15 protein-coding genes are annotated in these 13,866 nt (G+C 35.5%); 9 read left to right on the plus strand and 6 right to left on the minus strand.

The genetic code is table 11. The features are described 5' to 3' along the window. Both gatB and gatA read right to left on the minus strand, forming a co-directional pair. Complete coding sequence (gene gatB, locus J3U66_RS09400; protein WP_065634476.1) at nucleotides 1-285, minus strand: PTS galactitol transporter subunit IIB; 285 nt, start codon at nucleotides 283-285, stop codon at nucleotides 1-3. A 15-nt stretch (nucleotides 286-300) separates the two neighbouring features. After that, nucleotides 301-753 carry a PTS galactitol transporter subunit IIA gene (gatA, locus tag J3U66_RS09405; protein ID WP_267348803.1) on the minus strand — a complete coding sequence of 151 codons (453 nt, stop codon included), beginning with the start codon at nucleotides 751-753 and terminating at the stop codon, nucleotides 301-303. A 270-nt stretch (nucleotides 754-1,023) separates the two neighbouring features. Between gatA and J3U66_RS09410 the strand changes: the two genes are divergently transcribed. Next, nucleotides 1,024-1,554, plus strand: coding sequence for a gluconokinase, GntK/IdnK-type (locus J3U66_RS09410; protein ID WP_267348805.1), 531 nt, complete (start codon nucleotides 1,024-1,026; stop codon nucleotides 1,552-1,554). A 46-nt stretch (nucleotides 1,555-1,600) separates the two neighbouring features. Then, on the plus strand, nucleotides 1,601-3,406 hold the full coding sequence (gene edd, locus J3U66_RS09415; protein ID WP_267333925.1) for a phosphogluconate dehydratase: 1,806 nt from the start codon (nucleotides 1,601-1,603) through the stop codon (nucleotides 3,404-3,406). A 100-nt stretch (nucleotides 3,407-3,506) separates the two neighbouring features. Here the strand turns inward: edd and J3U66_RS09420 are convergent, their stop codons facing one another. Then, nucleotides 3,507-5,228, minus strand: a complete 1,722-nt coding sequence (locus tag J3U66_RS09420) for a thiamine pyrophosphate-dependent enzyme (RefSeq protein ID WP_065634472.1) — start codon at nucleotides 5,226-5,228, stop codon at nucleotides 3,507-3,509. A 311-nt stretch (nucleotides 5,229-5,539) separates the two neighbouring features. Here J3U66_RS09420 and J3U66_RS09425 point away from each other — a divergent pair, with 311 nt between their 5' ends. The 3 genes from J3U66_RS09425 (at nucleotide 5,540) to fmt (ending at nucleotide 8,846) form a co-directional block, all read left to right on the plus strand. Beyond that, the gene (locus J3U66_RS09425; RefSeq protein WP_369126357.1) at nucleotides 5,540-7,357 is read left to right on the plus strand and encodes an SLC13 family permease; all 1,818 of its coding nucleotides are present in this window, start codon (nucleotides 5,540-5,542) and stop codon (nucleotides 7,355-7,357) included. A 97-nt stretch (nucleotides 7,358-7,454) separates the two neighbouring features. Then, nucleotides 7,455-7,757, plus strand: coding sequence for a hypothetical protein (locus tag J3U66_RS09430; RefSeq protein WP_267348807.1), 303 nt, complete (start codon nucleotides 7,455-7,457; stop codon nucleotides 7,755-7,757). Between the two features lie 129 nt (nucleotides 7,758-7,886). Then, nucleotides 7,887-8,846 (plus strand): methionyl-tRNA formyltransferase, encoded by a 960-nt coding sequence (gene fmt, locus J3U66_RS09435; RefSeq protein ID WP_267333926.1) that lies wholly within the window; start codon nucleotides 7,887-7,889, stop codon nucleotides 8,844-8,846. A gap of 34 nt (nucleotides 8,847-8,880) precedes the next feature. Here the strand turns inward: fmt and tehB are convergent, their stop codons facing one another. After that, entirely contained in the window at nucleotides 8,881-9,747 is an 867-nt protein-coding gene (tehB, locus tag J3U66_RS09440; protein WP_267348809.1) for an SAM-dependent methyltransferase TehB, read from the minus strand. Between the two features lie 193 nt (nucleotides 9,748-9,940). On the opposite strand from tehB, the gene fabI reads away from it, so the two are divergent. Further along, entirely contained in the window at nucleotides 9,941-10,729 is a 789-nt protein-coding gene (gene fabI, locus J3U66_RS09445) for an enoyl-ACP reductase FabI (RefSeq protein ID WP_267333928.1), read from the plus strand. Nucleotides 10,730-10,846: 117 nt separating this feature from the next. On the opposite strand, the gene ppnP is transcribed toward fabI, so the two are convergent. Then, on the minus strand, nucleotides 10,847-11,137 hold the full coding sequence (ppnP, locus tag J3U66_RS09450) for a pyrimidine/purine nucleoside phosphorylase (RefSeq protein ID WP_065634467.1): 291 nt from the start codon (nucleotides 11,135-11,137) through the stop codon (nucleotides 10,847-10,849). 327 nt (nucleotides 11,138-11,464) lie between these two features. Here ppnP and slyD point away from each other — a divergent pair, with 327 nt between their 5' ends. From slyD to J3U66_RS09465, 3 genes are all read left to right on the plus strand, one after another. Beyond that, nucleotides 11,465-12,031, plus strand: coding sequence for a peptidylprolyl isomerase (slyD, locus tag J3U66_RS09455; protein WP_267333929.1), 567 nt, complete (start codon nucleotides 11,465-11,467; stop codon nucleotides 12,029-12,031). A gap of 159 nt (nucleotides 12,032-12,190) precedes the next feature. Then, nucleotides 12,191-12,859, plus strand: coding sequence for a RadC family protein (gene radC, locus J3U66_RS09460; RefSeq protein ID WP_267344398.1), 669 nt, complete (start codon nucleotides 12,191-12,193; stop codon nucleotides 12,857-12,859). A gap of 54 nt (nucleotides 12,860-12,913) precedes the next feature. Continuing rightward, nucleotides 12,914-13,117: a SlyX family protein gene (locus tag J3U66_RS09465; RefSeq protein ID WP_416379596.1), complete on the plus strand. Its 204-nt coding sequence runs from the start codon at nucleotides 12,914-12,916 to the stop codon at nucleotides 13,115-13,117. A gap of 340 nt (nucleotides 13,118-13,457) precedes the next feature. Here J3U66_RS09465 and rplQ read toward each other — a convergent pair whose 3' ends face one another. Beyond that, nucleotides 13,458-13,844, minus strand: coding sequence for a 50S ribosomal protein L17 (gene rplQ, locus J3U66_RS09470; protein ID WP_034884211.1), 387 nt, complete (start codon nucleotides 13,842-13,844; stop codon nucleotides 13,458-13,460). Between the last annotated feature and the right edge of the window lie 22 nt (nucleotides 13,845-13,866).

Below are 13,866 nucleotides of genomic sequence, written 5' to 3' on the forward strand. Positions count from 1 at the left end.
TTATCCTTTTAAAATAGATAAGATTTTTTGTTTAAGTTGATCGATACCTACACCAGACACAAAAGGCATGCCATGTACAATAGGAATATCACCAAACTGTTGATCCATCTTTGCTGTAGTACAAATTAAGTCGACATCATCAATAAACGTGTTTATTTCGTTTATACGACATTGAATAAGATCAAGTTGAATATTATTTTCATTGCATAGTTCTTTTATTTCTTCCGCGGCTAATGTCGAAGTTGCAACAGCACCACCACAGGCAACAATAATCTTTTTTTTCATAAAAACTCCTGTAACTCATTGATGAAATATTACTTTTTCAAAATGCGTCGTAATTTGTTCTTGCGATGCATTTAGAAGAAACTGATAAAATTCTTCATGTTGCAAATTAGTAAATAAGGCTTTTAAAAGCGCTAATTGATCTGCAGGCGAGGTAACAACTAACGAAATAATTAGCGAGACATCAACTAAACTATCATCATCAGCCCGATTGAAAGCAACCGGTGAACCTGTTCGCAAAATAAAAATAGCAGGGGTATTGGCATGTTCAGCTTCACAGTGAGGAATCGCAACAGCATAATTATCAAATGCAATGCCGGTTGGAAAGGCATTTTCTCTTGCGATAAGTGCTTGCAAATGACTTTTTTTAACAATTGTTTTTTGCTGCAATTGCTGACTGATATAGGTTAATGCTTCTAATTGATTTTTAAAAACAAGGTTGTCTTCGAAAAGAAGCCGGCATTTTTTCATAATTAATCTCCATACTTGATTTATGTTATTTCGAAAACAAAAGCTATATTCGAAAGATTATTTTCTTTCGAATATAAAAGCAAACAGCAATAATAAGTTTTGTGATCGAAATCTATTTTTTTCAAATAAAGAGAAATAAATCATCTCCATCTAATTGAGATAGCAAAAGATAAAATCTGATCACGATCACAAAAAAATGTTTTATCTATTGCAAAAAAAGATTAATGTGACAAAATGTTACCCGTAACAAAGGAATAATAAGGATAAACAATGACTAAAAAAAATAAACAAGTTTTTGTTTTTATGGGAGTATCTGGTTGCGGAAAATCAGCAGTCGCAAAGCAAGTGGCTTATGACTTTGATGCTGCTTTTCTTGATGGTGATTTTTTACACTCTAAAGCAAATATCATAAAAATGCGTAATGGTATCCCATTAAATGATGATGATCGTATGCCTTGGCTCCATTTAATCAGTAATGCAGCATTTGCAATGAGTAATGTTAATAATATTTCGATTATAATTTGTTCATCGTTAAAAAAACGCTATCGAGATATTATTCGGGGTGAAAATGAAAATGTTCACTTTATATACTTAAAAGGCAGCTTTGATGTTATTGCTGAACGGTTAGCAAAACGTGAAGGGCATTATCAAAAAGCCAATATGTTGCAATCACAATTTGATACCTTAGAAGAGCCGACGCCTGATGAAAAAGAGGTTTATACCATCAATATCGAACAGCCATTAGCAGGGGTTATCAACGATACTGAAAACGTCATCCGTTCAATTTGCCACTGCTTTTAACATATAAAAATTAAAAGAATATAACAATAAAAATTACGAGGTTAATGTGAATCCAACAGTTCAAGCAGTTACACAGCGTATTATAGCGCGCTCAAAAGCTTCGCGTGAAGCTTATTTACAGAAAATAGAACATGCCATGTCTAACAGAGTCAATCGAGCCAATCTGCCTTGCAGTAATTTAGCACATGGTTTTGCCGCTTGTTGTATTGATGATAAAAATGACTTAAAAAATATATTAAAAAGTAATATTGGCATTATTAGTGCTTATAACGATATGTTATCAGCACATAAACCTTATGAGTTTTATCCAGAACAGATACGAAAAGTGCTGCATAAACTAGGTGCTGTTGGCCAAATGGCTGGCGGTGTACCGGCCATGTGTGATGGCGTTACGCAAGGTGAGCCGGGGATGGAACTTTCGTTAATGAGTCGAGATATCATTGCTATGTCAGTTGCTATTGGTTTGTCACACAATATGTTTGATGGCGCTTTATATCTTGGTATATGTGATAAAATTGTACCAGGATTATTTATCGGCGCGCTCACTTTTGGGCACTTACCTGCTATTTTTATACCAGCCGGCCCAATGCCTTCAGGTTTGCCAAATAAAGAAAAAGTTCGTATACGCCAGCTCTATTCAGAAGGAAAAGCCTCTCGCGAAGATTTATTAGAATCTGAATCAGCGTCATACCATACCAGTGGAACGTGTACTTTTTATGGCACCGCAAATAGTAATCAAATGGTCATTGAACTTATGGGATTACATTTACCCGGAGCCGCATTTGTCCATCCAGAAACAGCATTACGTTTTGAGTTAACTAATGCAGCCGCGCAGCAAATTACCCGCCTCACAAATCAATCAGGTAATTATATGCCTGTTGGTAAAATGGTTGATGAAAAAGTAATTGTAAATGGTCTAGTTGCATTACTCGCGACAGGTGGCTCAACCAATCTAACAATGCATATTGTTGCTATGGCTAAGGCTGCTGGGATTATCGTTAATTGGGATGATATTTCGGATCTTTCAACAGTTGTTCCACTCTTATGTCGAATTTATCCAAATGGCCCAGCTGATATTAATTATTTTCAAGCTGCCGGAGGAACATCACTACTTGTCAGAGAATTGCTTGAAGGTGGTCTATTACACGAAGATGTTGAAACTGTTGTTGGGCGAGGTCTTAGCCACTATACCAAAGAGCCTATTTTAGAAAATGGTAAATTAATTTTCCGCGAAGGTCCAAACAAATCACTCGACGAAAATGTTATCGCATCAATTAAAAAGCCATTTGATTCACATGGCGGCTTAAAAGTCATGTCTGGCAATTTAGGGCGAGCTATTATGAAAACGTCTGCCATCGCTAAAGAGCATCAAATAATTGAAGCACCAGCAGTAATATTTAATAGTCAATATGATTTAGATGCAGATTATAAAGCAGGTAAGTTAGATAAAGATTGTGTTGTTGTTGTTCGTTATCAAGGACCAAAAGCAATTGGTATGCCTGAATTACATAAACTGATTACACCACTCGGTGTTTTACAAGATCGTGGGTACAAAGTTGCGTTATTAACGGATGGTCGATTATCTGGTGCATCAGGCAAAGTACCAGCAGCAATTCATGTGACGCCAGAAGCTTACGAAGGGGGATTGTTAAGTAAAGTGCAAGAGGGTGATATTATTCGAGTTAATGGTCAAACGGGTGAAATCACTTTACTTGTAGATGAAGCTGAACTCGCTAAGCGTCAACCTTATGCGTTTGATTTACATGATTCTCATTATGGCTATGGCCGTGAGCTTTTTTCGGTTATTCGGGAAAATTTAACTTCAGCAGAACAAGGGGCGGTGAGCTTTTAATTCGATTTTCTGCCGCATGTTGCGGCAGAAATCTTAATATATCATGTAATTAGCCTTTATCTTAAACTTCATGATACATCATTAGGCGACTTAGCATGAATTATTTTTTAATGAAATTATCCACTAACAAATCAACTACATCTCCCATTTTGCCGTGCAATGAGGCTTTTACACTATAAAGTGCCATGCCCATCACTTGTGACGCTTGGATTTCAGGTGGCATAACAAGCTCATTTGAGCTGGTTTTCACATCCAACAATGCAGGGCCTGGGTGTGATAAAAATGATTGCATTGCTGCTTCAAGCAGATCAGAGTCTTCTACACTTATTGCAAACAATCCCATAGATTCAGCAACTTTAGCAAAATTAGGGTTTTGTAGGTCGGTATAATGATCAACTAATCCTTCTACTTTCTGCTCTAATTCAACAAAATTAAGTGAACCATTGTTAAGTACGATAATTTTTATTGGTAATTTTTCTTGGATGGTGGTTAATAAATCCCCCATCAACATACTAATACCACCGTCACCAGATAAAGTTATGACTTGGCGATTAGGAAATGCCTTTTGTACACCTAACGCTTGAGGCATCGCATTTGCCATTGTGCCATGTTTTAAACTAATTACGGTGCGTCTTTTACCATTAGTATTAAAATGTCTACATGCCCAAACCATAGCAGATCCAACATCAGCACAAAGAACCGCATCATCTGTTGCATATTTATCCACTAATTCAGTTAAATATTGAGGATGAATGGTTGCTTTTGAAGGCATTGATTTTTTATTTAATTTATTCATTGACTTGGTGTATAGCTCACGACATTTCACTAAGAAAGCTGTCTCTTGCTTTTCGTTAATTAATGGCAATAAAGCTGTAATTGTTGGTTTAGTACTACCAACAACGCCCACACTCACAGGATGACGTCGTCCAAGATGCGTAGCATCAATGTCAACTTGGATAATGATTGCTTTATTTGGGTAAAATTGTGACCAAGCAAAATCAGCACCTAACATCAGTAGTACGTCACAATCTTTGATTGCGGTCGAACCTGATTCAACCCCAAACATACCAGTCATACCCACATTATATGGGTTATCATATTCAACAAAATCTTTGGCTCTTGATGTATGCACAATTGGCGCTTTTAGTTTTTCTGCAAGACCAATTAATTCATCATGAGCCTCATGAGCGCCTTGTCCGGCAAAGATTGCTATCTTATGATTTTTATTTAATATATCAGCAATTTGATTAAGTTCTTCGTTAGAAGGATGAATAATTGGTTTAGGATGGTAAATTTTATGACCACTATTATCTTCTACTTTTTCTAAACTAATATTATAAGGAATGACTAAAACAGCAACGCCTCGTTGATTAATCGCAGCTTGAACTGCCGCTGTGGTTATTTGTCTTGCTTGTGTTGGATCATTTATTTCCTGACAAAATACCGAACAATTTTTATAAACAGATGGAAAATCAACTTCTTGTGGAAAATCAGTTCCTCTTTGTGAAGTAACCAATTGGCTTGCTAATAAAATAACCGGCACTTTATTACGTTGCGCTTCGTAAATACCATTAATAAAGTGTAAGCTTCCTGGTCCACATGAACCTGCACATGCAGTTATTTGATCAGTTAGATAAGCTTCAGCGCCTGCAGCAAAAGCCCCCACTTCCTCATGACGAACGTGCACCCACTCAATATCACTTTTTTTAATGGCAGATGTAATTTGGTTTAATGTATCGCCCACAATCCCATAACAATGTTTAACTCCGGCTTCACCTAAAACATCGACTATAATTTGTGCTACTGATTTTTTTGATGACATAGTTTCTCCTAAAAACTTTTATTGTTTTATTCCACTTTTAGATGCATAAATTACACCTACTTTGCCATAATGCGAATAGGTTATAAAAAAAACAGCAGAAAATGTTAAAAATGTAATAATAAAGTGGTCAATTTTAAGATAACTTGATTGGATAATATTCCCTATTACAATAAATCAATGTATTATGTTTAACATAGTATTTACTTCATAGAGTTGCTTTTGTGAAACAATTGTCATCTGAGCATGGGTTAATATCATCAATTTCTGCTCTGTTACCTGATTATTTATCCCAATATTTTCCATTATTAATTATTTGTATATTGTTATTGATCGCAATTTTACTATTTTCGTTTAGTAAATTGAGAATGGACATAATAGCGATACTGACAATTACCGCTATTACCATTACAGGTATATTAACACCATCTGAAGCATTAGCCGGATTTAGCGATCCCAATATCGTTCTTATTGCATTATTATTTATCATTGGTGAAAGCCTAGTTAGAACCGGTATATCGTTTAAAATGAGTGAATATATCCTAAAAATAGCGGGTAAGAACGATATTCGTATCATCATTTATATTATGCTGGGCTCTGCTCTACTTGGTTCAATAATGAGTTCTACTGGCGTAGTTGCGATTTTTATTCCGGTTGCTATCAGTATTGCCAACCATACGGGTATTCATGTCAAAAAATTGATGATGCCACTTTGTATTGCCGCTCTTATTAGCGGTATGATGACTTTAGTTGCAACTGCACCAAATTTAGTCGTAAATAGTGAACTTAGCCATTTTAAATTAACTGAGTTTGGTTTTTTCTCAATTACGCCAATAGGTTTAGGCGTATTGTTTGTTGGTCTTATTTACTGTGTATTAACTCGTAACTGGTTGCTTACCGCAGATCAACTTGCGCCAACAACAATTCAACCGCAAAGACGACGAATTACGGATTTGATTCGTGACTATAAATTAATTGGTCGAGCACATCGTGCGCAAATTTTAGCGGGTTCACCTTTTGTTGGTCGAACCATCGATGGCCTACACTTGCGTAGTGAACATGGCGTAAATGTTATTGGTATTGAACGTTGGCGTAAATTCCAAAAGGTTCTTATTCCCGTCAATGGTTCAACGGAATTTAGAGAAAACGATATATTACTGCTTGATATGTCACACTCCGAAGCTGACTATCGTACTTTTCTAAATACCAATAATCTTGAACCTAAGGTATTGCGTGGTGAATATTTTTCAGAACAAGTTAAAGAGGTCGGTATGGCTGAAGTTGCCTTATTACCGGAATCAAGCTTATGTGGTAAAACACTTAATGAAATCGATTTTCGTAGTAAATATTTTTTGACCGTAATCGGTATTTGGCGCAATCATGCTCCTGTTGAAACTAATAACTTATTCCAAGAACGATTAGAAATGAGTGATACCCTGTTAGTCTGTGGAGATTGGGGATCAATTCAAAAACTACAAACCCGTACCAGTGATTTTGTAGTACTCGATTATCCTTCCGATATCGATGACATTGCTCCAGCAAGCTCACAAGCTTATGCTGCCTTAATTAATTTAGCTATCATGATTATATTAATGGTAACCGGTATTGTGCCAAATGTTGTTGCAGCACTTATTGCCTGTTTATTAATGGGCGCAACAAAATGCATTGATATGACTAATGCCTACAAGTCAATACACTGGCCAACATTAATTTTAATTATAGGGATGATGCCTTTTGCATTAGCACTAAATAAAACTGGTGGTATATCACTCATTTCGGCTTGGCTTGAAGTCCATTTACGATCTTTTGGTCCATATATGGTACTTACCTTTGTTTTTTTATTATGTTCAATTGTCGGATTATTTATTTCTAATACAGCGACCGCCATATTAATCGCGCCAATTGCGATTGATTTAGCCTTAAAATTTGGTTATTCCCCTTATCCATTCGCTATGACTGTTGCCATCGCAACCTCGGCGTCGTTTATCACACCCGTTTCTTCGCCAGTTAAAACGATGGTAGTTGCGCCTGGGGGGTATAGTTTTAGTGATTTTGTTAAAGTTGGCGTACCATTAACCTTTTTAGTGATGGCGGTTGATATTGCTTTAGTGCCAATATTCTTCCCGTTTTAATTTTATAATAAAGTAAATTTTTGATGACTATACTAGAATAAAAAGTACTAAAACTTCTAGTTATAAAAATAAATTTTTATAAATAAGGATATAAAAAATGAGTGAATTTTTACAAACAATAATGGGGACTTGTGTCGCAGCAGCGGTTATAATTGGCATATTTGCAGTCCTTAGTTTGATAATTCAAATACAAATGGTCTGGTCTTTAAGGATGATTAAATCAGGGAAAATAAGTAATTTTAGACTGAATGGACAATATAGAATGTTAAAAAGCTTCAAAGACGATTGGTTCTGGATTATATTAAATCATGGTATTTATTACGAAAAAGGCATACAAAAACAAAATAAACTTTTTGAAATATTTCGTGAATGTATGATTAAACGAAATCTACCTTTATAAAATTTTTACTTATTCTCTATCTTGAAGCAAAGGCGCTAATTATCAATTAAGCGCCTTTCTGTTTAAAGATTCTCAAGAAAATTTCAGTTATAATGCCACTCATTATTTTCTGATTATGGATAAAGATACATGCCACAAAATATCAAGCCATTAAACATTATTTTTGCAGGTACCCCTGATTTTGCAGCCAAACACCTACAAGCTTTAATCGAAGCGAAACATAATGTGATAGCTGTTTTTACTCAGCCCGATCGTCCTGCTGGGCGTGGTAATAAGTTAACGGCAAGTCCGGTTAAACAATTAGCTATCGAAAATCATCTTCCGGTTTATCAACCAGCTACACTCAAAACTGAAGAAAATCAAAAAATCATTGCTGAGCTCAATGCCGACATTATGATTGTGGTGGCATATGGTCTTATTTTACCGCAAGCTGTGCTTAATATGCCTAAACTAGGTTGTTTAAATGTGCATGGTTCATTATTACCAAGATGGCGCGGCGCAGCTCCTATTCAACGCGCTTGTTGGGCAGGTGATACTTTAACCGGTATTACGATTATGCAAATGGATGCCGGGCTTGATACGGGTGATATGTTATATAAGCTCACCTGTCCAATTGAACCTTCTGATACCAGTGCAACGTTATATAACAAACTGGCACAATTAGGTCCACAAGGACTACTTGATACCTTAACACTAATTACCGAAGGAAAAATCCAACCCGAAAAACAAGATCCATCACAGGTTACTTACGCTGAAAAATTATCTAAACAAGAAGCTAAACTTGATTGGAACCTATCGGCACAGCAACTTGAACGTTGCATTCGCGCCTTTAATCCTTGGCCTGTGAGTTATTTTGACGTTAATGGCGAGCCAGTAAAGGTATGGCAAGCAGAAGTGATAAAAACATCCAACAATCAACCTGTTGGTACTATTTTACAAGCGGATAAAAAAGGGATATGTATTGCAACAAGTGATGGCGCATTAAATATGACACTTTTACAACCCGCAGGTAAAAAACCGATGTCAGCTCAAGATCTATTGAACTCTCGCAAAGCATGGTTTGAAGTAGGTAAGATACTGGAGAAATAATTAAAAAGATATTGCAGGATAAATTCCTGTAATATTATCGTTTTTTGGCTAACAGCGTCGCAAAGCGGAGCTTTATTCGGTTGCCATGGATATCCGTTTTATGCAGTTCGCCAACATCTTCATTGTATTTTAGGATGTCCCAATTTTGATAATAATTAAGTAACTCATTCTCTTTAAACGTAAACGAAAATCCTACAGTGCAAGGAAAATCATCAGTTGACATAGCGCAAACAATTAAATTATAACCATCCGTTTTAGTTATGTTTTGCATATTATGAATGATATCGGGAATTCTATCTGGTTGTAAAAACATCATTACAACAGTTGAAATAATTAAATCGTAGTTACCTTTTAAATTAGCCTGGTTAATATCATAAATAGATGCATTGATATGCGATAAATGATCGTTTGCAATAATTTCTTGTAAATTACTAATACTCATTTCTGACTTATCAACGGCATCAACATCAAAACCAAGTAGCTGTAGATAGAGTGAATTACGACCTGAACCACAACCTAAATCTAGCGCTTTTCCGGCCTGAATGATTTGACAGACTTCCAACACGTCAGAATGGGTTTTAGTCATCTGATATTTTTTCTGGCTATAATCCTCAGGTTGACAATAAAAAGCCAACTGGCACTGCAAATCATCTGAAACTTGAGCTATTCGATGCCATTGCTGAGGCTCAATAAATGGAGGCTGATGCTCAACATCAAAAACATATTGAGAAACGATATCGCCTTGCTCGGTTAACATATCAAAATTGATATGACCTTTTATAATGTTTAATTTTGCCCAAGTGCCTAGTTGTGTATTATGTTTTTCACGAAACAAATCGGGTAACGTTTTTGCATCCCAAACAGGAAACGTTTTGTAGCAAACTAAATCTTTATCTTTCATCACGAAGTACCAACAATGCTATCTAATAGTTGATTATTATAGTCAAGTATTAACCCAATAAACAACTTACTTTTTATAAATAAAATGATGTTTAAATCAGGAAAAATAAATTTATAGTAGCGAAGTTAACTATATCAACATATAATCATCAGCATTCTAAAATATAGAGTAATAAATATTAGAGGAACAATTTATGGGATTTTTAACAGGTAAACGCATACTGGTTACCGGCGTTGCAAGTAATCGTTCTATTGCTTACGGTATTGCAAAAGCGATGCACCGTGAAGGCGCAGAATTAGCTTTTACTTATCAAAGCGAAAAATTAAAAGGCCGTGTTGAAGAGTTTGCTGCTGATTTTAATTCTAAAATCGTTTTACCTTGTGATGTCGCGCATGATGAAAGCATCACAACATTATTTACAGAGCTAGCTAAAACTTGGGATAAATTCGATGGTTTTGTTCATGCAATCGCCTTCGCACCAGGTGATCAATTAGATGGTGATTATGTTAATGCGGTAACGCGTGAAGGTTTTGCCATTGCGCATGATATTAGCTCTTATAGCTTTGTTGCGATGGCTAAAGCTTGTCGTTCAATGCTAAATCCTAACTCAGCATTAGTCACGCTTTCTTATTTAGGCGCTGAACGTGCAATTCCTAATTATAATGTTATGGGTCTTGCTAAAGCATCTTTAGAAGCAAATGTACGTTATATGGCAAATGCAATGGGACCTGAAGGTATTCGTGTCAATGCCATTTCTGCTGGCCCTATTCGTACTTTAGCCGCATCAGGCATTAAAGACTTTAAAAAGATGTTATCACATTGTGAATCAGTAACGCCTATTCGTCGTACAGTAACGATTGAAGATGTCGGTAATTCAGCAGCATTCTTATGTTCAAATTTATCGTCAGGCATTACGGGTGAAGTCATCCATGTTGATGGTGGCTTTAGCATCGCGGCGATGAATGAGTTAGAACTTAAATAAGTTATCGATTCAGTTATAAAAACGCTAAAATACTCCCACCCCATTGGTGGGAGTATCGTTTTAGGCATTAATTAATGTTTAATTATCTTAAAGCCATAATAAATTAAAATAGCCTTATTAATTTGCTAAATAACGACAAAGATAAGCTGTCGCTTCAACAACCTGAACATCAAATTTGCTTTCACCAGCAACATGAAAAACTTGTCCTGCTTGGAAAACTTGCCAATCATCGGCTGTAGGTAGTAACACCTTAAGCGAACCCGTTATAACTGTCATTTCTTCAGGATTGATAGTACTAAAAATATATTCGCCCGGTAACATTACACCAACAGAAGCAGAACCAGCCGAAGCATTTTCAAAACTAATTGATTTAACTTTACCATCAAAATATTCATTAACATTTAACATTGTGATACCTACCCGTTATTTTCTATATCGTAAATTTAACTGATTGCAAACTTCTGATTTAAGTCTACAAATTCGAATCATCATTTCCTAATACACTATAATTTACTGTCATATACAGTTAAGGTAAATAAGATTTTTACAAGGCCATATAAAATAACCAATTTAGCAATAACGTAAATTTTGATAAATTAATTTTTTATAAAAACCTTATTTAGTTTCATCTTAAACATAGTGATTTGTAATAAACTTAAGAAAATAGCATACAGATGGAGTTTTTTCCGTTAAAATCTATGCCAATTTGTGCAATACAAGTTTGTTGGAGAAAATATGAAAATAGCAAAAAACACGGTGGTTAGTTTAGCTTATCAAGTTAGAACAAAAGATGGGGTTTTAGTTGATGAAGCAACAGCGGCTGCACCACTTGAATATTTACAAGGTGCAGGAAACTTATTACAAGACCTTGAAAATGCCTTAGAAGGCCATCAAGTTGGTGATAAATTTGATGTTGAAATCATCAATGCCTATGGAGATTTTAACGATGCTTTAGTACAAAACGTTCCTCGTGATGTTTTTGTAGGCGTTGATGAATTAGAAGTTGGTATGCGTTTTTTTGCTGATACCGACCATGGCTCATTACCGGTTGAAATCACAGCTATTGATGGCGATACAGTGACTATTGATGGTAATCATATGTTAGCAGGACAAGATCTACAATTTAATGTTGAAGTATTAGCGGTTCGTGAAGCAACAGAAGAAGAGATAGCACATGGACACATTCACGGTGCACACGGGCACGACCATGGACATGGTGGTTGCGGTTGTGGTGGCCACGATGATGAAGATGAAGATACAGGTTGCTGTGGCGGTGGTCATGGTGGCTGTGGTTGTCATTAATTCACCGAACAAAATTCATTACAAAAGCGCCTGTCGGCGCTTTTTTTTCGTAAAGAATTCATGTAGTTTGTGATTAATTTCCCAAAATTTTAAATTGGGTCTTTATACTTCCTTCTTTTTATCAATAATTTATTCTTATTTTGGAATAAATTACTAATTATGTCCTCACCCTCGCCAACATTAATGCCTCGTGAAAAACTCTTACGTTTTGGGGTTGAAACATTAAGTGATGCTGAATTGCTCGCATTATTTTTACGTACAGGTACGCGAAATATACCTGTTTTAGAATTATCACAAAAATTATTAAATGAATTTGGTTCTTTTTATAATTTAATTAATGCAAGTCACAGTGATTTTTGTAAAAAACATGGTTTAGGTACCGCCAAATACACACAACTAAAGGCGGTTGTCGAACTTTCACATCGCTATCTTAAAGTGAAAATAATGAAAGAAAATTCCCTTACTTCACCTTCTTTAACTCATCATTATTTAGCAAGTCGATTAGCAAACAAAGATCGTGAAATTTTTATGGTGATTTTTTTAGATAACCAAAATCATGTAATTACTGCAGAAGAAATGTTTACTGGTACCTATAACTGTGTAGAAGTTCATCCACGCGAAATTGCTAGACAGGCATTACAGTATAATGCAGCTGCATTAATTCTAGCGCATAATCACCCTTCTGGTATTGCAGAGCCCAGTCAAGCCGATCGCGTCCTGACACAAAAGATTGAACAAGTTTGTGAATTAATTGATATTCGGATTCTTGATCATCTTGTGATAGGTAAAGGACAATATGTGTCATTTGCTGAACGAGGATGGATTTAATAGCCATTTTTACTTACAATGTATCTTTACCTACATACTCTTATTAAAGATCTTATGAAACAACGATTAGAATTATTAGAAACCAAAGTAGCATTTCAAGATATGACCATTGAAGAACTCAATCAGATGGTTATGCACCTACAAGCTGATATTAGCAAATTAAAAGAACAATTAATGCTTTTATCACAAAAAATACAAGCAAATCAGTCATCTAATATTGCCAGCTTAGCAGAAGAAACACCACCCCCACATTATTAAACGACCTTGAAATTAACCTATTTTTATTTAAGAACAATTAAAATTAATCAACAAAACAGACAGTAAGCTTAATATATTTTAATTACGTGAAATTAATTGAAGTATTAAAACGACTTTAGTATAGCTAACAATATAACAACTGTATGTCAGATAAAATATCGAAAACTATAAACAATTTATTCCAATTATTTGTTTAGGAAACTTATCAAAGCAACCATTACGATAGTGGTTGTCTAAAATCATCAAGTTTGTTTATTAAAGATGAAGGTATAAAAGTTAAATTCAGCTCAATAAAAAACCGGCTTAATTGCCGGTTTTAGTTCTCAATGAGTTAAATTTTTTATTCAGCTGCTGCTTCTGCTTCTACTGCAGGGCGATCAACTAATTCAATATAAGCCATTGGTGCATTATCTCCATCGCGGAAACCACATTTTAAAATACGTACATAACCACCAGGACGGGTAGCAAAACGTGGACCTAAATCTGAAAATAATTTTTTCACTGTATCTTTATCACGGATACGAGCAAAAGCCAAACGGCGATTAGCTACGCTATCGCTTTTGGCTAGCGTAATTAACGGTTCAACAACACGACGCAACTCTTTTGCTTTAGGCAATGTAGTTTTGATGATTTCATGTTCAACAAGTGAACTAGTCATGTTACGAAACATTGCTTGACGATGGCTGCTATTTCGGTTCAGTTGACGACCACTTTTACGATGGCGCATAACTTTATCCTTCTTATATAAA

This window comes from Gilliamella sp. B2969, from assembly GCF_026536195.1.
Classification (GTDB): Bacteria; Pseudomonadota; Gammaproteobacteria; order Enterobacterales; family Orbaceae; genus Gilliamella.

What these genes read in the sequence shown, in the direction of transcription:
- gatB (WP_065634476.1), bottom strand. Translation starts at nt 285, where the DNA reads ATGAAAAAAAAGATTATTGTTGCCTGTGGTGGTGCTGTTGCAACTTCG.
- gatA (WP_267348803.1), bottom strand. Translation starts at nt 753, where the DNA reads ATGAAAAAATGCCGGCTTCTTTTCGAAGACAACCTTGTTTTTAAAAAT.
- J3U66_RS09410 (WP_267348805.1), top strand. Translation starts at nt 1,024, where the DNA reads ATGACTAAAAAAAATAAACAAGTTTTTGTTTTTATGGGAGTATCTGGT.
- J3U66_RS09420 (WP_065634472.1), bottom strand. Translation starts at nt 5,228, where the DNA reads ATGTCATCAAAAAAATCAGTAGCACAAATTATAGTCGATGTTTTAGGT.
- J3U66_RS09430 (WP_267348807.1), top strand. Translation starts at nt 7,455, where the DNA reads ATGAGTGAATTTTTACAAACAATAATGGGGACTTGTGTCGCAGCAGCG.
- fmt (WP_267333926.1), top strand. Translation starts at nt 7,887, where the DNA reads ATGCCACAAAATATCAAGCCATTAAACATTATTTTTGCAGGTACCCCT.
- tehB (WP_267348809.1), bottom strand. Translation starts at nt 9,747, where the DNA reads ATGAAAGATAAAGATTTAGTTTGCTACAAAACGTTTCCTGTTTGGGAT.
- fabI (WP_267333928.1), top strand. Translation starts at nt 9,941, where the DNA reads ATGGGATTTTTAACAGGTAAACGCATACTGGTTACCGGCGTTGCAAGT.
- ppnP (WP_065634467.1), bottom strand. Translation starts at nt 11,137, where the DNA reads ATGTTAAATGTTAATGAATATTTTGATGGTAAAGTTAAATCAATTAGT.
- slyD (WP_267333929.1), top strand. Translation starts at nt 11,465, where the DNA reads ATGAAAATAGCAAAAAACACGGTGGTTAGTTTAGCTTATCAAGTTAGA.
- radC (WP_267344398.1), top strand. Translation starts at nt 12,191, where the DNA reads ATGTCCTCACCCTCGCCAACATTAATGCCTCGTGAAAAACTCTTACGT.
- J3U66_RS09465 (WP_416379596.1), top strand. Translation starts at nt 12,914, where the DNA reads ATGAAACAACGATTAGAATTATTAGAAACCAAAGTAGCATTTCAAGAT.
- rplQ (WP_034884211.1), bottom strand. Translation starts at nt 13,844, where the DNA reads ATGCGCCATCGTAAAAGTGGTCGTCAACTGAACCGAAATAGCAGCCAT.